The following is a 19081-nucleotide window of genomic DNA, read 5'->3' as shown; positions in this document are numbered from 1 at the left end:
GGCCGGCGGTTCAGGCGTTGGATGCCGGGCTTTTAGCGCGCCACAACCAGCGCCTGCGGGGCTGCCTGCTTCATCCGTGTCTGCAACCAGCGCAGCTGGACGGCTGTTTCGCTGTCACAGCGGGACACGACGTCAAGGAGTTCCCTGTCGCGGAGCGCCGAGCCTGCCTGTTTGACCATGGCCCAGGTGACGTCGACGAGGCTCGCCAGAAGATAGAGGTCCTGGAGGTCCCGCAGCAGGCCCACCGGACCCTCCCGCGTGGCGGACAGCCCTTCGGCATGAAGTCGTTCGGGTTCGTTATCTGAGCGGTCCTCGCCGTAGCGCTGAACGACGGGGAGCAGCAGCCGGCAGTGTTCCTCGCACTGCGTTGCCAGCGTGTGGCACAGGAAGTGCACGTCAGGCTCAGCGGCGTGGCCTTCTGCCACTTGGCGGAATGACTCCGACAGCGTCTGTTCGGCTTTGTTAAGCATGCCCAGATAGATCTTCAGGTTCATGGCGTTCCTCCCTGCCGGCCGCGCCGGACCGCTTCGGGAAAGCGGGGCGGCGAGCCACCGATCTGTTCTGTGGCTTCGGCGTCTTTGCCTCCAGCGGTCGGCCGTACGGACCGCGGCCCAGCGGCAGCAGCGGGGCGCGATGCGGTTGTAGTGGGCGCAGGGGAGGGGCCCACGGCGTCGCCGGCCTTCTCGACGCTCACGGCGGCATTCTTGAAGACGGGCTGTTTGGACACGGGATCCCACTCCGTGAGCGTGAGTTCATTGGCGGCTGTCGGGTGTTCTCCGGGGGCACCATCCTGGTCCCAATAGCCGTAGTGAAAAGGTGCGAAGACGGTGCCGTTTCGGATGTCGCTGACGCGGACCGGGACCTCGATCCGGCCCCGCCGGGACGTCACCTTGACGAGGTCGCCTTCCCGGATTCCCAGCCGGCCGGCGTCGTCCGGGCTGATTTCCACCCACGCCGTTGGGGCCGCGCTTGTCAGTACCCGGGATCTTCCGGTCTTGGTCCTCGTGTGGAAGTGGTACGCGGTGCGGCCGGTCGTATACCGGAACGGGAAGCGGCCGTCGGGCTCCTCGTGCGGGGGATGGTAGTCCGCGGCTTTCAGGATGGCGCGGCCCCCGGGAGCTTGGGCCCTGAAGGAATCAGAACCCGCCGTGGCGCCGGTCAGCAGGTCGTGGCCGTAGCTTTCGCAATAGTCCGGGTCGGTGGGGAAGAGGCCATCCCCGTAGAGGCGTTCCCTGCCGTCCGGGTTTTCTTCGTTGCAGGGCCACTGGATGCCGCTGCCGCCGCGGAGCCTGTCGTAGCTGATCCCGGTGTAGTCGCAGGGCCGGCCGCGGGAACAGGCCTTCCATGCCTCAAAGGCGTCCTCGGGACCGGACCAAGGGAGCAGGGGTTCGCCATGCACGGTGGTGAAGCCCATGCGGCGGGCGTAGTCGAGAAAGATGTCCAGATCGCTGCGGGCCTCCCCGGGCGGCTCCACGGCCTTGTCCGAGAGGTGGACAGTCCGGTTCACGTTCGTGAAGGTCCCGGTCTTTTCGCCCCAGCCCGCTGCGGGAAGTACGACGTCGGCGACCTGAGCCGTCTCGGTCAGGTAGAGGTCCTGAACTACCAGGAACAGCCCGGGCTTGGCCAGGACGTCGCGGATCCGCGGCAGGTCGGGCATGGACACGGCCGGGTTGGTTGCCGAAATCCACAGGAACTCGATCGACCCCTGTTCGGCGTAGCGGAAGATCTGCATCGCATGGGTCGGCGGAGCCCAGTGCGGGATGGTCAGGGGGTCCACGTCCCACAGCCGCGCGAGTTCCGCGACGTGCTCCGGGTTTTCCCAGTTCCGGAAGCCGGGGAGGTCGCCGTCTGCCCCGCATTCGCGGTTGTTTTGCGCCGTCGGCTGGCCGTTCATCTGCAGAATCCCGCACCCTGGCCGGCCCAGCAGCCCCCGAAGCAGGTGCAGGTTGTTGACCTGGCAGGATGCCGCGGTAGCCTGGGCCGACTGGTAGAAGCCCTGAAGGACTGTCGAGAGTACCCGGGGCGAAGTCCCGAAAATCCGGGCAGCTTCCCGGATGTCGGCGGCGCTCACATCGCAGACTCCAGCGGCCGCCTCAGCCGTCCACGGCCCGACCGTGGCCTTGAGTTCGTCCAGGCCCAGCGTATGCGCCTTCACGTACTCCTCATCGAACCAGCGGTTCGCCAGGACTTCATGGACCAGGGCGTTCATCAGTGCGAGATTCGTTCCGGGCCGGACAGCGAGATGAACGTCCGCGCAGCGCGCGACTTCCGTGTCGCGCGGATCAACGCAGACGAGCTTTGGGCGGTCCGGTCCCGCCAGGCGGTCAAGAACACGCGACCACAGCACGGTCTGAGTTTCGGCCATGTTGTGCCCGTAAAGGAAGATCGCTTCGCAACTGTCGATGTCGGCGTATGTTCCGGGCTGGCCATCCGCCCCGAAAGACTCCTTCAACGCTGCAGCGGCCGTCGCCGTGCAGAGGCGGGTATTTCCGTCCATGTGGGGAGTGCCAATGCCGGCCTTGCCGAGGACGGCAAGGGCGTAATACTCCTCGAGGAACAGCTGGCCGCTGGTGTAGAAACCATGGCTGAGGGGCCCCCGTTCCTCCAGCAGCTGCCGGCTTCGCTGTGTGATCCGGTCCATTGCGGTATCCCAGTCGCATTCGACCAGCCGGCCGTTCTCGCGGATCAGGGGCCGCTTGAGCCGGTCCTTCCCGGAGATCCCCTGCCAGCTTGCAAAGAGGCCCTTGGGTCCAAGCCGGCCATGGTTGACCAGATCCCCTGCGCGGCCGCGGATCCCGACCATGGCCCCGTTTTTTACCGCGATGTCGCACGCGCAGCCGTTGCTGCAGAGCACACAGGCCGACTGAACCCATTGATCCACGTCGCCATCGGTGACGGTCGCATCCAGAGCCTGGTCCACCCGAACCGGCCACGCGCCGTCCTTCGCGTAGGGGGTTCGTGTGCCCCAAATCTCGGCGATCCGGTCAACCACTGTCATCCTCCTGTTCAGCTGCCCTGCACGTTAGGAGCGGCCCCCGCAGTTCCCGGATCCGGCACATCGGGCGGCCCCGGCTGTTGGAGAGACCGATGGGGCCATTGAAGTGCGGGGCCCGTTGTTGAAACATCGGCCCAATCACAAGATTTATCAGCAGGCTTAGCAGCAGTCCAGTATTTTCCGAAGAGTCCCGTCGCGGCATCGCGCCGATGGGCTCCGCGCCACGGAGTTTCCGAGAAGAAAGGGGATTGAATTATAAGTAGACTTATGTTTTCCTGCTTCTAAGTCCTGCCACGGGCTAGACCAGAATCCATGTTCAAAGGGACCACTGACATGGCTGACTCCAGGAAAATTCCGGCCCCGCACGGGCAGATCCGCCAGGCATTCGAGAACCGGCTTGTCCTTGATTACTTGGATCTTGCTGAGTCCCTGGCGGTACGTTTCGCTGGCCGGGGCTACGAGCGGGAAGACCTGATCCAGGTGGCCTATCTGGGACTCGTCAAGGCGGCTAGAGCGTTCGACGAATCCAGAGGCACCACCTTCCCGGGCTTTGCCGCCCCCACTATCACCGGGGAATTGAAACGCTATCTGCGCGACCGTTGCTGGGTCGTCCGCCCTCCGCGCCGCATACAGCTCCTCCGTGCCGAACTCCTGCGCACTGAGCCGGCCCTGGCACAGAGGCTCGGCCGCACCCCCACTCCTGCGGAGCTGGCGCGGGAACTGGACGCAACGGTCGGGTCCGTCCTGGAGGCAGCGGCAGCTGTTTCCAGCATGCGCCCCGATTCGCTCGATAGTTCCGACAGCCGCGGTGACGGGGCGCCGGCCGCGGAAGAGCCAGCGGTGCAGGAGCCGGGATTTGAGCGGCTTGAGGAAGTGATGTGCCTGACCCGGGTCATCGGCGAGCTCTCCGCCCCGGAGAGGGCACTGTTGTATCGGCGCTATTTTTGCGGGGAGAGCCAGGCGGAGTTGGGCGCGCGGTTTGGGGTGTCGCAGATGCAAATCTCGCGCCGGCTTTCACGGGTGCTCGTGCAACTGCAGCGGCGGCTCTCGGAAACGGAATCTCAGAGCAACCCAAGCTCGCGAACCGCTTCGAGCACATCGTGAACAGAGACACCCAAAAGCGCAGGATCCGGGTCCCCGGCAAAGGGGTCGCCGCGGCGCAGCTCGGCTTTGGTCAAGGCGATGTGCGGCCCTGGAGGAGGACCCCATTCCGCCGGCGTGGCTGGCCCGAAGAGCACAACGGAGGGCCGCCCGTAGGCCGACGCGAGGTGGGCCGCGCCCGTGTCAGCCGAGATGACCAGGCGGGCGTCGGCGATCAGAGCCGCGAATTCCCCTAGCGGCTGGCGGCCTGCAAGGACGGCATCGGCCCGGAACCCGGCGCCGCTGGCCACTTCCGCGGCGCGGCCCCGCTCCGCAGCGCTGCCGGTGAAGAGCACGCTGTGCCCGGCGTCCCGCAAGAGTCCAGCAACCTCGGTGAACCGTCCGGCAGGCCACAATCGGCTGCCGTAGGCAGCACCCACATGGACCACGGTGGCCCCCGGCTGCGGCGTCGGGGCGGCCGGGACGGCCAGGCGCAGATCCTCGGCGTCGGCGGCGATTCCATGCCATTGCAGTAGCCGCGTCCAGCGCTCACGCTGGTGGATGCCCTCCACCCAAGCCGGCCCGGAACCGTGACCAGCGCCCCCGTCGTGGGCGATCACCCGGGTTGCCCGGAGCGCTTCGATTCGGGATTGGCTCTCGGGGCCGCGGCCGTGGAGGTTCACCGCAACATCCACAATCCCGGGTTTCAGCGCCAGTGGTTCATTTAGCCCTTGAGCCTGCAGCAGTTCGAAACCCCCGACCAGCTCTACCGCCTCGCCGAGCCAGCTTGGTGCCGCGTACAGCCGGCGGTGGTTGGGGTACGCGCGGCGCAGGGCGTGCAGGGCCGGGACGGCAACCAGCAGATCGCCGAGCTGCAGCGCCCGTAGGACCAGCAGTACCGGCCTTCCATCTTCTCGAAATCCGCCCATCGTGGCCGCCCCTCCGAGTTCGCCTGATTTCGGATTTTAGTCCGGAGATGGACCCGTCGGGCGTTTAGCTGGACTGATATCGGGGAACAAGGCACTTATGGGACTTTTTGCCGGACCAAAGCTGAGGGCCGTACTGTTCGACCGCGACGGCACCCTGATCCGTGACGTGCCGTACAACGGCGATCCCACCTTGGTGAAACCGATGCCTCACGCCAGGGACGTGCTGCAAACCCTTAGGTCCATGGGAATTGCCGTAGGCGTCGTGAGCAACCAATCGGGGATAGGCCGCGGGATCCTGACCTCAGAGCAGGTTGCGGCGGTCAATCTTCGGGTTGAGCAGTTCCTGGGGCGATTCGATGTCTGGGAACTGTGTCCGCACCGGCCCGAGGACGGCTGCAACTGCCGGAAACCGGCACCCTCCATGATTTGCGGGGCGTGCCGCCGGTTGGGCATCACTACCGCCGAGGCCGCCTACGTCGGCGACATCGGAGCTGACGTTGAGGCGGCCCGCGCGGCGGGCGCCCGCGGCATCATGGTCCCCACGCCCCTGACACTACCGGCGGAAGTTGACGCTGCTCCAGAGGTCGCTGACGATCTTCGTTCCGCGCTCTGCCTTTTGATGAAGGCACCGTCCGGACGGACCTCTCCGTGAGCCGCGTCCTGGTGGCTCGGCTGGACGGAGTCGGCGATGTCCTGCTTGCCGGGCCCGCGATCCGGGCAGTCGCGCACGGGCGGCATCCGGACGGCGGGACGCCGAACGATGTCATCGTGTTGTGCGGCCCCCAAGGAGAACCAGCTGCGTCCCTCCTGCCTGGCGTATCCGAGGTCTACAGCTGGAGTTGCCCGTGGATCGTGAAGCCTGCTCCACAGGTCGACGCGCCCCATCTGGACACCCTGACATCGTTCGTGAGGGACTCGAGGGTCACTGAGGCCGTCATTCTGACGTCCTTCCACCAGTCTCCGTTGCCGCTGGCCTTGTTGTTGCGGCTTGCCGGGGTCGGACGGATCACGGGAGCTTCAGTGGATTATGCCGGCAGTCTGATGGACGTTCGACTCAGGCCCGGTGAGGATTTTCCGGAAGACCAGCCTGAAGCCGAACGTGCACTCGGCATCGCCCAGGCAGCCGGGTTTACCTTGCCACGCGGAGATTCCGGGAAGCTCAGGGTGCAGGATTATCCCGATGTCCGGGATCTGGTGGGGGAGGAGCCGTACGTCGTGGTCCACCCCGGGGCGTCCGCCCCGTCACGAGCGTGGCCTCCGTTGCATCACGCCGCGGCCGTTGAACTGCTCGAAGGGGCAGGACACCGGGTAGTGGTGACAGGGGGGCCCGGCGAAACAGCCCTCACGGCAACAGTCGCCGGCCCATCCGCTTTGGACCTGGGCGGCCGCACGGACCTGAAGGCCCTGGCCGGTGTCCTTGCCGGAGCCGAAGCTCTGGTAACCGGAAACACAGGGCCCGCCCACCTCGCCGCCGCACTGGGTACGCCGGTGGCATGCCTGTTCTCGCCCGTGGTGCCCGCGATCCGATGGGCTCCCTACGGCGCGCCCCTGGAAATCCTCGGTGACCAGAACGCGCCCTGCAAACTCAGCCGTGCCACAGAGTGCCCGGTCCCGGGCCATCCTTGCCTGTCGACTGTGGCTCCCGAACAGCTCGTGGATGCAGTGGAACGGCTCATCGGAGGGGTGTCCTCGCTCTCCACCCGGCGAAAGGTGCGACACCCATGAGAATCCTGCTGTGGCACGTACATGGATCCTGGACGGACGCGTTCGTCCGCGGTGCCCATGAGTACCTCCTGCCATTCCTGCCCGAACGTGGGCCATGGGGTCTGGGCCGGGCTGGTCGGCCATGGCCTGCCTCTGTCCGCGAAGTCCGGCTCGACGACCTTGATGCCGACAGCGTGGATGCCGTGGTGCTGCAACGGCCGGAGGAACTGGGCGAGGTGACCCGGGTCTTGGGCCGACGGCCCGGAAAAGACCTGCCGGCAGCCTATGTAGAGCACAACACCCCCAAGGGGAACGTGCCGAATTCGGTGCATCCGCTGGCAGACCAGCAGTTCATACCCATCGTCCACGTCACGCATTTCAATGAACTGTTCTGGGATAACGGCGCCGCGCCCACGCTCGTGATTGAGCACGGCATCCCTGATCCCGGGCATACCTACACCGGGGAGTTCCCGGAGCTGGCAGCCGTCATCAACGAGCCCGTCCGGCGGTGGCGGGTGACCGGCTCGGACCTCCTGGACCGGTTTACTGCGGCGGCGCCGTTGCGGATATTCGGCATGGGCACCCACGGGTTGCGGGCCGCCGTCGCATTGCCGCCCCAAAGGCTCACAATCTGCGGAGACCTGCCCACGCACGAACTGCACCGGGAAATGTCCCGCTGCCGCGTCTACCTCCACCCCTTCCGCTGGACCTCGCTTGGCCTGGCACTTCTCGAGGCCATGCACCTCGGCATGCCCGCAGTAGCGCTGGCGACCACGGAGGCGATACGCGCACTGCCGCCCGAAGCGGGAGCGATCTCCACCGACGTCGACGAACTCGTGCGCACCGCGAGGGTGCTCATCGACGACCCGCAGGAAGCAAGACGGCGCGGTGACATTGCCCGCGAGGTGGCCCTGGAACGGTATGGCCTCCAGCCCTTCCTCGCTGCCTGGGATGTCCTGCTGGGGGATGTGACCGACCCGCGCTTCCGCACCGGCCGGCTCCTCAGTCCAACTCGAGAAGGGAAGAGCCAGTGAAAATTTCAATGGTTTCCGAGCACGCCAGCCCGCTGGCCGCCCTCGGCGGAGTCGATGCCGGGGGGCAGAACGTCCACGTGGCAGCCCTGTCGGCCGCCCTGGCGAGGCGCGGCCACGACGTCACGGTGTACACCAGGCGGGACGCAGAGGACCTGCCGGGCAGGGTCCGGATCTCGCCGCGTCTGGAAGTGGTCCACGTCCAGGCCGGCCCAACAGCGCCGGTTCCCAAGGACGAACTCCTTCCATTCATGGGGGAACTGGCGAACGGATTGGCACACGATTGGGCGCGACGGCCACCTGATCTGGTGCATGGGCACTTCTGGATGTCCGGCGTGGCGGCGCTTGACGCGGCGCGGCGCAAGCCGGGCGGCAGCGTCCACCTCCCGGTGGTCCAGACCTTCCACGCCCTCGGCACAGTCAAACGCCGACATCAGGGCCTGGCGGACACCAGCCCCGTTGAGAGGCAATGGCTGGAGCCGTCTGTCGGCCAAGGTGCGGACCGGATCATCGCCACGTGCTCCGACGAAGTCTTTGAGCTCAAGGCGATGGGGATCCCTCCGGAGAAGATCTCGATAGCCCCATGCGGGGTCGATTTGGATCTCTTTACCGGCTCCGGACGGGCCGACAAACGCAACAGGACCCACCGAATCCTGTCTGTCGGACGTCTCGTGCCCCGAAAGGGCGTCGAGGTGGTCATCCGGGCGCTGCCGCTGCTAAGGGACGCCGGATTTGGCGACGTCGAGCTCCTGATCGTCGGCGGCGGAGGCGATGCCACAGCGACCGAGTCAGACGCCGAAGGCCGTCGCCTGCTGGCCATCGCTGCGGAACTCGGTGTCCGGGAGCACGTCATCTTCCGTGGACAATTGCCCCGGGAGGCCATGCCGGAGATCTTCCGCAGCGCAGACGCCGTCGCGTGTACCCCGTGGTATGAACCGTTCGGCATCGTGCCCCTCGAAGCCATGGCTTGCGGCGTCCCGGTGGTCGCCTCCGCCGTGGGCGGCCTCAGGGACACCGTAGTGGACGGCAGCACGGGCCTGCACGTTCCGCCTTTGGACCCCAGGGCCACCGCTGCAGCTCTCGCCCGTCTGCTGTCCGATAAGGGGCTGCGGGAGGAACTGGGCCGCGCAGGCCAGCAGCGTGCACGGGCCCGCTACAGCTGGGACCGGGTCGCGGCCGAGACGGAGAAGGCTTATTTGCAGACCGTCACCGCAAACGCGACGGCCAGGCGGCTCGGCGCCGCCGGCCAAGTGCACGCCGTGGAAGGAGCAGTGCTGTGACTATCGAGCCGCCGCTTACGCAGGCACAAATCACACCCCGATCGGTCCCGTGGACCGGCCTGGTGTCGTCAGCGGTTCATGGTGGCGAAAGTGCGGACACCAAGCCTCGTCCTGATTCGGTCGCAGCTGTCCAGGCGCACCTGCGATGTGTGGTGCCGTCCCTGGAATCGTTGCTGAGCCAGTCCCCAACGTTGGCAGCCTGGGGCGAGGAACTTGCCCGGCGGCTGTTTGGGGGAAACCGCCTGCTTGCCGCCGGGAACGGCGGTTCCGCGGCAGAGGCCCAGCATCTCACGGCCGAACTGGTGGGGCGTTTCGACGCCGAAAGGGCGCCGTTCTCCGCCATTTCATTGCACGCCGAGACCTCCGCGGTGACAGCCATCGCCAATGATTACGGCTTCGAGGAGCTTTACGCCCGGCAAGTGCGGGCGCACGGCCGCCCCCGGGACATCCTGATGCTGCTGTCCACAAGCGGAAAAAGCCCCAACCTCCTCCGCGCGGCCGAGGCTGCTGCCCGGGTGGGCGTCACGACGTGGGCTATGACCGGCCCGGGGCCGAACCCCCTGTCGCTCTGTTGCGATGAAGCGATTGCCATCGATGGGCCCGCGGCCAACGTCCAGGAGTGCCATCTGATCGCCTTGCACGCAATGTGTCGGGCGTTCGACGCCGAGATCCATCGACTGGACCGGCAGGAACAGCAGCAATGGGGGCGGCCATGACGATCGCGGTTGTGGGTGACGTGCTGCTCGACGTTGACCTTGACGGTTCGGCGACCCGGCTCTGCCCGGACGGGCCAGTGCCCGTCGTGGACGTCACGGCCGTCAGGGCGAGAGCCGGGGGCGCCGGGCTCGTGGCCCGGATGCTGAGGAACGACGGCCACCAGGTGTGCCTCGTGACCGCACTTGGCCGGGACGAGCCAAGCCATCGGCTCCTGGAACAGCTGAGCGGCATCACCGTGGTCGCCGGCCCGTCAGGAGCACCGACGCCGGTCAAGACCCGCCTGCGGGCAGGAGGGCACCCGGTGGCCCGGTTTGATGAAGGTTGCCAGTGCCGGCCCCTGCCGGAAGTGACGCCAGACATGCTCCAGGCACTGGAGGGAGCCGGGGCCGTGGTCGTGGCGGATTACGGCCGCGGGTTGACGTCGAACCGTGCCCTGCGCACTGCACTCGAGCGCCTTGCCCGGGACATCCCCGTCATCTGGGACCCGCACCCGGCCGGAGCCGATCCCGTGCCAGGCGTCGCCGTCGTCACGCCAAACCACTCCGAGGCCTCCAACATCGCGGCCGCCCTCAGGGCCAGGGAGCCGGCCGCTCCGTTCCCGGAGGCAGGGGCGGACTCGATGGCGTGGGCCGGTGAACTCGCGGGCAAGCTGCTGCGGCATTGGCGCAGCAGGGCCGTCCTCGTGACACAGGGCGGACAGGGAGCAATTCTCGTGCGGGAGTCGTCACCCGCGCCTGTTCAGCTCCCGGCGCCGAGGACCGCTGTGGCTGATGCTTGCGGTGCGGGCGACAAGCTCGCGGCCAGTCTTGCGGTCCACCTTATGGCCGGACGGGGTCTCGAAGAATCCTGCCGCCAAGCGGTCCGGGAGGCCTCTTCATTCCTGGCAACAGGCGGCGTTGCCGCCCTGCCCGCGGCGCCTCCGCCACTTCCGTTCCCCGGACAGGAAACCGACGCGCTGGAATGCATCCGCCAGGTGCGGCAAAACGGTGGAATCGTGGTTGCGACCGGCGGGTGCTTCGATCTCCTGCACGCCGGACACGCCCGCACCCTCGCAGCAGCCAGAGCCCTGGGTGACTGCCTCGTTGTCTGCCTGAACTCAGATGCCTCGTCCCGCCGCATCAAGGGGGCAAGCCGTCCCATCATGGGCGAACAGGACAGGTCTGAGCTGCTGCTTTCCCTCGAAAGCGTCGACGCCGTAGTGGTGTTTGACGAGGACACCCCGGAACGGTGCCTTGAACGGTTGCGCCCGGACATCTGGGTGAAGGGCGGAGACTACGAGGCCGCACAACTGCCCGAGTCCGCCTTGGTGGAGAGCTGGGGAGGCCGTTGCCTAACCGTTCCCTACCACCCTGCCCGCTCCACGACCCTGCTCGCCGCGGCGCTGGCCCGCGTGGGCTGACGCAGGCTGGAAATCGCCAGATCGCGGAACCCAATTCCCGTGAATCCATACCGGCCAGGTATTGGCCGCCAATGAAAGGAACACCATGAAGAGGTTTAGCCCACCTGCCCCATCCACGCCCGGCAGGGTGGTGGTGAGCGGAGGAGGATCAGGACTTGGTGCCGCCGTCGTCAACGCAGTGCTCGACGCCGGCGGGACGCCGTTCGTCCTCGACCGCGATGTCCGGAACGTGTCCGCGGCGAAGGCCCTCGAAGTGGATGTTGCTGACCGGGCAGCGGTGACGGCCGCCATCGCCCAGGCCGCGGAGGCCTTGGGCGGTTTGGACGCGGTGGTGACGGCGGCAGGAATTGACCGGTGCGGAAAGCTCGAAGACGTCCCGGCAGACGACTGGGAACAGGTCATCTTCGTCAATCTCCTCGGTACAGTCTCGGTGGTGCGGGCTGCCCTGCCGTACCTGAAATCCTCGCACGGCCGGGTTGTCACTGTGGCCTCGACGTTGGGGCTGCGGGCGCTGCCGGAGGCTTCGGCATACTGCGCATCCAAGTTCGGCGTCATCGGATTCAGCCAGGCGCTTGCCGCGGAGACGGGTGCAGAGATCGGCGTGACCACGCTGATTCCGGGCGGGATGAATACCCGGTTCTTCGACGAGCGGGCCGAGAAGTACAAGCCCCAGGACGGTTCGCGCCTGAACGATCCGGCCAGGGTGGCGCAGGCAGTGATGTTTGCACTTTCCCAGCCTCCGGGCTGTGAAGTCCGCGAGTTGCTCATCTGCCATGCGCAAGAGGGGTCCTGGCCGTGAACAACCGGACGTCCGCGTAAACGTCCGCCGGACTGATTCCCGCCAGGAGGGAGGAATCGTGCTCGCAGCGCGGCGCCGTCCAACCCACCTGGGTGAGGTCGGCGCCGCATTGCGGGCACCGCGTCACCCATGACAAATGGACGCGGTGCAGGCTTCGGCCGAGCGGGCCTGCATTGATCAGGTTGCCCACCCAGTACAAGCCCACAGTCGGAGTCCCGACGGCTTGGGCCAAGTGACGGGGGCCGCTGTCATTGCCCAGCAACACAGCGCAGCTGTCCAACAACGCCGCCAGGGCCCCCAGGCTCAGTGTGCCGGCCAGCGAAATGACCCGGTCTGAGCCGGCCGCCGTCACGACCTCGTCGGCGAGTTGCCGTTCGTCCGCGGTGCCCAGTACCACCACACGGCAGCCGTCGGCGGCGCAGGCCGCCGCCACCTCGCCAAACTTCACCGCCGGCCAGCGACGGCGGGGATCCATGGCGCCGGGATGGACAGCCACAACAGGGGTTGCCGGGCCGTCGCGGAGGCGGCGGAGGAATTCCCTGACCTTGGACTGGTGCCGGTCCTGTGGCCGCAGCTTGGCTTCCAGGCCAACCGGGGGAGCGCCGGCCAGTCCCGCCACCTCCAGCCCTCGAAGCGGCTCGTGCTGGTAATAGGCGTACGGGACGCTACGCTCCAGTGGCGCAGCGTCGGCCGTCCGCGTTCCCACGGTGTGGCGGGCACCCAAGCGCAGCAGGAACGGATTGGAGTAGCGGCCGCCGCCATGGAGCTGAACCGCGAGGTCGAATTCCTCGTCCCGCATCGAGGCCAGGAAGGCGTCGATCGCTGCGGGGTCTTCCCTGCCGGGCCTCAGGCCTTCCGCTATGGGCAGCACCCGGACATCCCTGACCGGCCCCAGGGTGCCTCCCAGCAGGTCAGCGTGGACGGGGGTACCCAGCATCGTGACAGTGGCCCCGGGGTAAGCCGCGACGAGCGCCGACACTGCCGGCAGGGCAAACAGCAGGTCACCCAGGCCGCCGCCCCGCAGGACCGCGATCCGAGAGACTTTCCGGAATTTTTCCAGCACCGGCCCGACTCCCCAACCTGCTATGTCCGCTCCGCCGAATTCCGCTCTGAGGTCCGCCACCACCCGTCCCGTCCTGTCCGTCCGGTTCTCATGTGTGGGGCCACCATAAATCCCGGACGCAACCTTTGGCTACTTTCGCGGCGCGAGCAATTGTCCGGGTTTCCACGCCCCGGCACCGGACGTCGGGGACGAAACTGTCCGTGGCTGCGGGGTGTAGATGCCTCGGCGCGAGGGTATGGGTCTACGTAGGAGTGTTCTCCCGCCCGGTCGTTGACAGGGCAGTTCGCGTTCAAACCCATGGGCCGCCGGAAAGGAACAACATGCCAGGAATCGTGCAGATCAGCCGCTGCGGGGCGAAGCCGTGACCAGCCCGTTCCCGCAGGATGGCGACGCGCGCCGGGCAGGCCTCTCGGACCAGCGCGGCCTGACCGGCTGGCTGCCCCGACGGCTCGCGGCGGCTGAGCCCGCCATCACCGTCATCGGCGATGTGATGCTCGACGGCTGGTGGTCGGGATCCATTGACAGGCTCTGTCGTGAGGCGCCGGCCCCGGTCCTGGAAATCGGCCAGCGGAGATTCTCTCCGGGCGGCGCCGCCAATACTGCCATGAACCTGACCGCCCTCGGTGCCAAAGTGCGACTGGCAGGGGTAACGGGGTGCGATGATGCTTCGGCCGAACTGCTCCGCCAATTAAGGGACGGTGGCGTGGACGCCACCTACGTCGACCAGGTCGCCGGTCTGACCACAACCACGAAAATCCGGATCAGCAGCGGCGGCCAAATTCTGCTCCGGCTCGACGATGTCGCCGGTGAGGCCCCGGCGGAGGCCTTGAGTCGACTGGCAGGATGCATTCCCCAATTGCTGCAGGATCAGGATGCAGTGGTCCTGTGTGACTACGGAACCGGGGCGCTCAGCGGCGCGGTACGGAGCGCCCTGTTTGACGTCCTGCCGCGACGCTCGGATCTTCTGCTGGTCGTGGACGCGCATCAGCCACATGCCTGGGCCGGACTTAAACCGGACCTGGCCACCCCGAACGCCCTGGAAGCTGCCGGCATGCTCGGCATTAAGCTCCCCGCCGGACCCGAGCGCGCGGCCGCCGTCGTCGATCACCGCAACGAGCTGCTGGAAGCGGCCGGCGCGGAGGCGGTCGTTGTGACACTGGACCGCGAGGGGACGGTTCTGCTGCCCAAATCCGGGGAAGTCCACCGGACCTGGGCACGTCCCGTCCAGGAGGCTCAAGCATCCGGCGCAGGCGACACTTTCGTTGCGGCGCTGACAGTTGCCCGGACGGCGTCGCTGCCGCTGACCACCAGCGTTGATCTTGCCCAGGCCGCCGCCGACGTTGCAGTGCATCGTCAAGGAACGTCGGTGTGCAGCACGGAGGATCTCAGCCGTCATCTTGAGGGGTTCACCGGGTCCGCCCTCGACGCCGACGAGCTCGCCCGGCAGGTGCGCCGACACCGTGAGGAGGGACGCCGCGTGGTTCTCACCAACGGGTGCTTCGACGTCCTGCACCGCGGCCACACCCGTTACCTCCATCAAGCCAAACAGTTGGGCGATGTCCTGGTGGTGGCTCTGAACAGCGACGAATCCGTCAGCCGGTTGAAAGGGCCAGGGCGGCCCATTAACACCATCACAGACCGTGCCGCCGTGATTGCCGCCCTTAGCTGCGTGGACTATGTCACCGTTTTCGACACTCCCACGCCCATTCCCCTGCTCCAGAGGATCCGTCCGGAGATCTACGCAAAAGGCGGCGACTACAGCCCCGAAATGCTGGCAGAAACCTCCGTCGTGGAACGCTATGGTGGCCGGGTGGCGATCCTGGACTACGTTCCTGAACAGTCCACCACTGCGGTGGTGGACCGGATCCGCAGCTTCGATGCCACACCCCGCAGCAAATCCCCCGACCACGCCGGGGACACAGCCGGCCCGCAGAAGACCATCAGTTCGATCACAGAGGGGAAATCGCGATGATGAAGAGCGCGGATACCGAAGATACAGCTGCCGGAAATTCCTTGTCCGCATACTTGCACAGCCATCTGACCGCCGCCAGCGCGGGGGAGCGGCTCTTCGAGCAGGCCGCCAAGTCCTGGCGGGACACGGCCCATGCCGGCGAGGTCGGCAGGCTGGCAGCCGAGGTGAGTGAAGACAAACGGGCGCTGGAAGAAGTCTGCGAACAACTTCATTCGAGCATGCCCGCCTACAAGAAGCCCATCGCCTGGGCCGGGGCGCAGATTGCCGCCCTCGATCCGCTCAACCCGCTGCATTCCATCGAAGGAGCCAAAGGCCAACTTGAGGTTGAGTCGCTGATCTCAGCCGTGACCGGAAAACTGCTGCTCTGGAAGACACTCCAGGTCCTGTCGAGTGAAGACAAGCGCATCGACCCGGAACGCATGGAACGGCTAAGTAGCCGCGCGGCGGCCCAAATTCTGACCTTGGAGACATTGCTGCTGGACACCTGCCGGACCAGACTCGCGCCTGCCCCGAAGCCGTGAGCATTCAGGAAGCGCGGGCATTCAAAGGGCCGGCAGCCCCCGCGGTGATCAGCCCCAGCGATGCCCAGTATCCGCGATGCGAACCAGGGGTGCTTAAACTTGTAGTATCGCCGCTGGCGACCGGCCCGCGGCGGAACCATCGGAGGACCATCATGGGAGCGGGAGACAAGATCCAGAACGCCGCCGAGAATCTCGGTGGCAAGGGCAAAGAAGCAGCCGGCAAGGCTACCAACGACCCGGCGCTGGAAGCCGAAGGCAAAGGCGACCAGGTCAAAGCTGACCTGAAGCAGGCCGGCGAAAAGGTCAAGGACGCCTTCAAGAAGTAATCATCCCGGGAACGACACAGGTCACAAGGGCTTTCGCCCTTGTGACCTGCTCCCGAAAGTTGGATGGGTGCGAGGTCCTGCGCCCGCCGGGAGATGTGCCGGGATCAGGCCAGGTTGGGCGCGCTGGCCAGAATATAGTCCATGGCGGCCGGTCCGGTCATAGTCAGGCGGTTGTCCGCAGGATTGATCCGGTGTTCCTTGAGCGCCGCCCAGAGGGACCGGGCGGGCTGTGGCCGGTCCTGGTTTATCAGGCACCAACTGGTGTAAAGGCCGTAGAGTTCGTCCTTGCCCAATCCGGTGTCGGACTCGCGCCCAGTGGCGAGAGCTTCGCTAAGGAACCGGTCAAAGTGGGTGGTGGTCATGTCAGTTCCTTTTCTGCAGTTGCTCGTGGCCGGCCCCTCGGTTGCTGCGTGGGCTGACAGAATATTGCGGGCCCGGCCTGGATGTGGTGTGAATTCTGCCCGGGGAGATGCTCACCTGGTTCCGGGCGCCGTCGGTGGGTTGCTTCACACGGCCGACGGCTTCCCGGAAGGCGTCAGTGCGGGGCAGTCAAGCGCTGATCTGCCGGGTCTGGTCGCTGCTGCTCTCGATGGGGATCCGGCGGGGTTTTGCCTTTTCGGCGATGGGGATCCGTAGCATCAGCACGCCCGCGTCGTAGCTGGCCTTCACCGCCTCGGTGTCCAGGGTATCGCCGAGGATGATCTGGCGGCTGAAAACGCCGCGGGGACGCTCGGACGCGACCAGCTCCGTGGTGTCGTCTGTCAGGTTCTTCCGTTCGGCCCGGACCGTCAGAACGTTGCGTTCGACGTCGATGTCCACCGAGTCGACGTCCACACCCGGCAGATCGAATGCGACGACGAATTCTTCCCCTTCCCGCCAAGCGTCCATGAGCATCGCGGCGGGCCTGGCCGCCGTGCCAAGGACCTGCTGGGTGAGCCGGTCGAGCTCGCGAAACGGGTCGGTACGCATCAGCATGGCTATCTCACTCCTTACAGATCTCGTATGTGCCCAGCCAGATTATCTATCGTGACTGCGATAGATTTTTTATAACACCGGTGCCACACTGGTGCAAGAGGTTAGTTCACAGGTTTTAGGAGGATCCTATGGGGTCGGGCACCGGCAAAACCGAGGGCGTCTATGCCATCTCTGTGGCGGCCGAACTCGTGGGAATGGGACAGCGGAATTTGCGTCTCTACGAACGCAAGGGGCTGCTGCAGCCGGGACGTAGCGACGGCGGTACCCGCCTGTACAGCGAGCAGGATTTGGTAGCGCTCCGCAGGACCAGCGCGCTCTTTCAGGACGGGCTCAACCTTGCCGGGATCCGGGTCCTCGAGCTGGAGGCGGCCAGCCGGCACTTGGAACGCGAACTCGCTGCGGCCACACGACGAAGTTATCCCTGAGCCGGGCCGTCACGTCACAGCTCAGCGCACCACGCTGTGAGGCGTGCCGTGATCAGGCGCTCAGCCTTCCAATTGCGCTGCTTTTGAGGTTCTCCAACAGGTGCCGCGGATTGTCGTATACCTCGGCGGCACCGGCCTCCCGCAGTTCGGCTTCGCTGATTCCGCCACAGGTCAGGGCAATGGCGGGAACTCCGATTGCCGCGGCGGCAAGCACGTCCCAGACGGCGTCGCCCACAAACACGACGTCCGCGGGGCTGAGTTCAAGCTTGTCCAGGCACGCCAGCAGAATGTCGGGAGCGGGCTTGCTCTCTTCGGCGTCGTTGGAACTGGTCCACGCATCGATGGACGTGCCGGCGTCCAGGAGACGCCGGGTGACGTCCAGGTCCCGCTCCTGAGCCGATGAGGCCAAACCCACGGCCAGCCCTGCGTCAGAGCATGCGGCCAGGAGGTCGCGGGCCGAGTCGAAGGGGCGCAGGGAGGGCCAAAACGTGGAGAACACGGCGCCGTGCGCGGATTTGAGGTCGTCCTGCATGTCCGTGGTGCACCCGGGAACCAAGTGTTCGATCAGCTTGTCGCCGCCCATGCCGACGCAGCGGTGGATGGCGGAGATCTGGATGTCCAGCCCCTCCCGCCGGAACGCCTGCCACCAGGCAAGGGCGTGGAAATAACTGGAGTCAATCAAGGTCCCGTCGACGTCGAAAAGGACGCCGCGTTTCTTTTCGGATTTTGAACCTGGCACCATTGCTACCCCACCTTAAGTTGAGGGCGGCCGCATATGCCTGACCAGGCAAGGGCTCGGCCCATAACGGATCTTTCCCGACCGGGGTCCGAAGGACCCTTAACGGAGTCCTCAGCGTCCACGATCAGTACGCCGCCACCACTCGCCAGGGAGTGCACCAACTCCAAGTGCCCGGCCACTATGACCTCCTCGTCTCTGCTGGAAGCGTGCATAGTAAGACTACTTAATAGAGAAGCTGTGCGCCCGGCCGGGCCCCCTGCTCGCTAGGCTATGTCCATGGACGGGAGCCAGACATGACCCAGCGAACCTACCCTCAGGGCGTACCGTGTTGGATCGACACCGAGCAGCCCGACATCGAGGCGGCCGCCGAATTCTATGCCGGCCTCTTCGGCTGGACATTCGAGGACGCTGTGCCGGCGGGCGCGCCGGACCGATACTTGATTGCCAAGCTCGACGGCCAAGACGTGGCTGGGATGGCGGGCACCCGGGGTGCCGCGGCGTGGAATACCTACGTATCCGTCGAGGACGCGGATACGGCCGTGCAGCGTCTGGTCGCTGCCGGCGCTACGGTGCGGTCGGCACCCGCCGACGCGGGCGAGGGCGGCCGCGGTGCTGAGCTGACCGATCCAGGGGGCGCCGGGATCCGCATCTGGCAAGCCAAGCGACGCTTAGGGGCACAGGTGGCCAATCAGCCGGGGACCTGGAATTTCAGCGATCTCCACACGCCCGACCCCGGCGCGGCTATCAGGTTCTACGAGGACGCGTTCGGCTGGCAGGTCGACGACCTCGGCTTCGCGATGATGATCCGCCGGCCCGGTTACGGTGACCACCTTGAGGCGACAGTCGATCCGGGCATCAGGGCGAGGCAGTCAGTGCTGGCCGCCCCTCCTGGTTTCGAGGATGCGATCGCCTGGATCGCGACCACCGCCCCCGATGAGCTGCCGCGCTGGCACGTCTCGTTCACTGTCGCCGACCGGGACCAGACGGTGGTTGATGCGAAGCGACTCGGCGCCCAAGTCCTTCGCCAAAACGACACCGAGTGGACGCGCACGGCACTGATCCGGGACCCCCAGGGAGCGGAGTTTACCGCCAGCGAGTTCACGCCCCCGTCGGGATGAGCGAACGT

The 19081-nt window shown here is 66.4% G+C and carries 20 protein-coding genes; 13 read left to right on the top strand and 7 right to left on the bottom strand.

The window, feature by feature from the left end:
- Positions 1–32 precede the first annotated feature (32 nt).
- A complete protein-coding gene (locus tag B5X90_RS02115) occupies positions 33–494 on the bottom strand; it encodes a hypothetical protein (RefSeq protein ID WP_079549838.1) in 462 nt (153 codons plus the stop codon).
- A complete protein-coding gene (locus B5X90_RS02110; RefSeq protein WP_256860010.1) occupies positions 491–2998 on the bottom strand; it encodes a molybdopterin oxidoreductase family protein in 2508 nt (835 codons plus the stop codon). Before B5X90_RS02110 ends, B5X90_RS02115 begins: the two co-directional genes overlap by 4 nt.
- A 330-nt stretch (positions 2999–3328) precedes the next feature.
- Here B5X90_RS02110 and B5X90_RS02105 point away from each other — a divergent pair, with 330 nt between their 5' ends.
- Positions 3329–4099 carry a sigma-70 family RNA polymerase sigma factor gene (locus tag B5X90_RS02105; protein ID WP_079550000.1) on the top strand — a complete coding sequence of 257 codons (771 nt, stop codon included), beginning with the start codon at positions 3329–3331 and terminating at the stop codon, positions 4097–4099.
- Here the strand turns inward: B5X90_RS02105 and B5X90_RS02100 are convergent.
- Positions 4057–5004 carry a glycosyltransferase family 9 protein gene (locus B5X90_RS02100; protein ID WP_079549837.1) on the bottom strand — a complete coding sequence of 316 codons (948 nt, stop codon included), beginning with the start codon at positions 5002–5004 and terminating at the stop codon, positions 4057–4059. The two genes, B5X90_RS02105 and B5X90_RS02100, sit on opposite strands and share 43 nt — an antisense overlap.
- Before the next feature lie 97 nt (positions 5005–5101).
- On the opposite strand from B5X90_RS02100, the gene B5X90_RS02095 reads away from it, so the two are divergent.
- From B5X90_RS02095 to B5X90_RS02065, 7 genes are all read left to right on the top strand, one after another.
- Positions 5102–5656 (top strand): D-glycero-alpha-D-manno-heptose-1,7-bisphosphate 7-phosphatase, encoded by a 555-nt coding sequence (locus B5X90_RS02095; RefSeq protein ID WP_079549836.1) that lies wholly within the window; start codon positions 5102–5104, stop codon positions 5654–5656.
- Positions 5653–6729, top strand: coding sequence for a glycosyltransferase family 9 protein (locus B5X90_RS02090; RefSeq protein ID WP_079549835.1), 1077 nt, complete (start codon positions 5653–5655; stop codon positions 6727–6729). Before B5X90_RS02095 ends, B5X90_RS02090 begins: the two co-directional genes overlap by 4 nt.
- On the top strand, positions 6726–7742 hold the full coding sequence (locus tag B5X90_RS02085) for a glycosyltransferase (RefSeq protein ID WP_079549834.1): 1017 nt from the start codon (positions 6726–6728) through the stop codon (positions 7740–7742). Before B5X90_RS02090 ends, B5X90_RS02085 begins: the two co-directional genes overlap by 4 nt.
- Positions 7739–9019 carry a glycosyltransferase gene (locus B5X90_RS02080; RefSeq protein ID WP_079549833.1) on the top strand — a complete coding sequence of 427 codons (1281 nt, stop codon included), beginning with the start codon at positions 7739–7741 and terminating at the stop codon, positions 9017–9019. The genes B5X90_RS02085 and B5X90_RS02080 overlap by 4 nt, the downstream gene beginning before the upstream one ends.
- Entirely contained in the window at positions 9016–9735 is a 720-nt protein-coding gene (locus B5X90_RS02075; protein ID WP_256860009.1) for a D-sedoheptulose-7-phosphate isomerase, read from the top strand. Before B5X90_RS02080 ends, B5X90_RS02075 begins: the two co-directional genes overlap by 4 nt.
- On the top strand, positions 9732–11135 hold the full coding sequence (locus B5X90_RS02070; protein WP_079549998.1) for a PfkB family carbohydrate kinase: 1404 nt from the start codon (positions 9732–9734) through the stop codon (positions 11133–11135). The genes B5X90_RS02075 and B5X90_RS02070 overlap by 4 nt, the downstream gene beginning before the upstream one ends.
- Before the next feature lie 85 nt (positions 11136–11220).
- Positions 11221–11934, top strand: a complete 714-nt coding sequence (locus tag B5X90_RS02065) for an SDR family oxidoreductase (RefSeq protein ID WP_079549832.1) — start codon at positions 11221–11223, stop codon at positions 11932–11934.
- Here B5X90_RS02065 and B5X90_RS02060 read toward each other — a convergent pair.
- On the bottom strand, positions 11900–13057 hold the full coding sequence (locus B5X90_RS02060; RefSeq protein WP_143264616.1) for a glycosyltransferase family 9 protein: 1158 nt from the start codon (positions 13055–13057) through the stop codon (positions 11900–11902). The genes B5X90_RS02065 and B5X90_RS02060 overlap by 35 nt on opposite strands.
- Positions 13058–13358: 301 nt before the next feature.
- Between B5X90_RS02060 and rfaE2 the strand changes: the two genes are divergently transcribed.
- The 3 genes from rfaE2 (at position 13359) to B5X90_RS02045 (ending at position 15816) form a co-directional block, all read left to right on the top strand.
- Entirely contained in the window at positions 13359–14969 is a 1611-nt protein-coding gene (gene rfaE2, locus B5X90_RS02055; RefSeq protein WP_256860008.1) for a D-glycero-beta-D-manno-heptose 1-phosphate adenylyltransferase, read from the top strand.
- Between the two features lie 41 nt (positions 14970–15010).
- Positions 15011–15490 carry a hypothetical protein gene (locus B5X90_RS02050; RefSeq protein ID WP_143264615.1) on the top strand — a complete coding sequence of 160 codons (480 nt, stop codon included), beginning with the start codon at positions 15011–15013 and terminating at the stop codon, positions 15488–15490.
- Between the two features lie 152 nt (positions 15491–15642).
- Positions 15643–15816, top strand: coding sequence for a CsbD family protein (locus tag B5X90_RS02045; RefSeq protein WP_079549830.1), 174 nt, complete (start codon positions 15643–15645; stop codon positions 15814–15816).
- A gap of 104 nt (positions 15817–15920) precedes the next feature.
- On the opposite strand, the gene B5X90_RS02040 is transcribed toward B5X90_RS02045, so the two are convergent.
- Positions 15921–16178 carry a hypothetical protein gene (locus B5X90_RS02040; protein ID WP_079549829.1) on the bottom strand — a complete coding sequence of 86 codons (258 nt, stop codon included), beginning with the start codon at positions 16176–16178 and terminating at the stop codon, positions 15921–15923.
- 187 nt (positions 16179–16365) lie between these two features.
- Complete coding sequence (locus tag B5X90_RS02035; protein ID WP_079549828.1) at positions 16366–16791, bottom strand: Hsp20/alpha crystallin family protein; 426 nt, start codon at positions 16789–16791, stop codon at positions 16366–16368.
- A gap of 128 nt (positions 16792–16919) precedes the next feature.
- Here B5X90_RS02035 and B5X90_RS02030 point away from each other — a divergent pair, with 128 nt between their 5' ends.
- The gene (locus tag B5X90_RS02030; protein ID WP_079549827.1) at positions 16920–17216 is read left to right on the top strand and encodes a MerR family transcriptional regulator; all 297 of its coding nucleotides are present in this window, start codon (positions 16920–16922) and stop codon (positions 17214–17216) included.
- Positions 17217–17268: 52 nt separating this feature from the next.
- Here B5X90_RS02030 and B5X90_RS02025 read toward each other — a convergent pair whose 3' ends face one another.
- Entirely contained in the window at positions 17269–17958 is a 690-nt protein-coding gene (locus tag B5X90_RS02025) for an HAD family hydrolase (protein WP_079549826.1), read from the bottom strand.
- Between the two features lie 290 nt (positions 17959–18248).
- On the opposite strand from B5X90_RS02025, the gene B5X90_RS02020 reads away from it, so the two are divergent.
- Positions 18249–19073 (top strand): VOC family protein, encoded by an 825-nt coding sequence (locus B5X90_RS02020; RefSeq protein ID WP_079549825.1) that lies wholly within the window; start codon positions 18249–18251, stop codon positions 19071–19073.
- Positions 19074–19081: the final 8 nt, after the last annotated feature.

This window comes from Arthrobacter sp. 49Tsu3.1M3 (assembly GCF_900168135.1).
Lineage (GTDB): Bacteria > Actinomycetota > Actinomycetes > Actinomycetales > Micrococcaceae > Arthrobacter.
The sequence above is the reverse complement of the archived record's forward strand: the minus strand, read 5'-3'. Positions and strand labels throughout refer to the sequence as shown.

Bases quoted from the DNA above. Each gene is read 5' to 3' on its own strand.
- B5X90_RS02085 (WP_079549834.1), top strand. From the start codon at position 6,726: ATGAGAATCCTGCTGTGGCACGTACATGGATCCTGGACGGACGCGTTC.
- B5X90_RS02115 (WP_079549838.1), bottom strand. From the start codon at position 494: ATGAACCTGAAGATCTATCTGGGCATGCTTAACAAAGCCGAACAGACG.
- B5X90_RS02070 (WP_079549998.1), top strand. From the start codon at position 9,732: ATGACGATCGCGGTTGTGGGTGACGTGCTGCTCGACGTTGACCTTGAC.
- B5X90_RS02095 (WP_079549836.1), top strand. From the start codon at position 5,102: ATGGGACTTTTTGCCGGACCAAAGCTGAGGGCCGTACTGTTCGACCGC.
- B5X90_RS02040 (WP_079549829.1), bottom strand. From the start codon at position 16,178: ATGACCACCACCCACTTTGACCGGTTCCTTAGCGAAGCTCTCGCCACT.
- B5X90_RS02105 (WP_079550000.1), top strand. From the start codon at position 3,329: ATGGCTGACTCCAGGAAAATTCCGGCCCCGCACGGGCAGATCCGCCAG.
- B5X90_RS02065 (WP_079549832.1), top strand. From the start codon at position 11,221: ATGAAGAGGTTTAGCCCACCTGCCCCATCCACGCCCGGCAGGGTGGTG.
- B5X90_RS02025 (WP_079549826.1), bottom strand. From the start codon at position 17,958: ATGGTGCCAGGTTCAAAATCCGAAAAGAAACGCGGCGTCCTTTTCGAC.
- B5X90_RS02110 (WP_256860010.1), bottom strand. From the start codon at position 2,998: ATGACAGTGGTTGACCGGATCGCCGAGATTTGGGGCACACGAACCCCC.
- B5X90_RS02035 (WP_079549828.1), bottom strand. From the start codon at position 16,791: ATGCTGATGCGTACCGACCCGTTTCGCGAGCTCGACCGGCTCACCCAG.
- B5X90_RS02045 (WP_079549830.1), top strand. From the start codon at position 15,643: ATGGGAGCGGGAGACAAGATCCAGAACGCCGCCGAGAATCTCGGTGGC.
- B5X90_RS02030 (WP_079549827.1), top strand. From the start codon at position 16,920: ATGGGGTCGGGCACCGGCAAAACCGAGGGCGTCTATGCCATCTCTGTG.
- B5X90_RS02100 (WP_079549837.1), bottom strand. From the start codon at position 5,004: ATGGGCGGATTTCGAGAAGATGGAAGGCCGGTACTGCTGGTCCTACGG.
- B5X90_RS02020 (WP_079549825.1), top strand. From the start codon at position 18,249: ATGACCCAGCGAACCTACCCTCAGGGCGTACCGTGTTGGATCGACACC.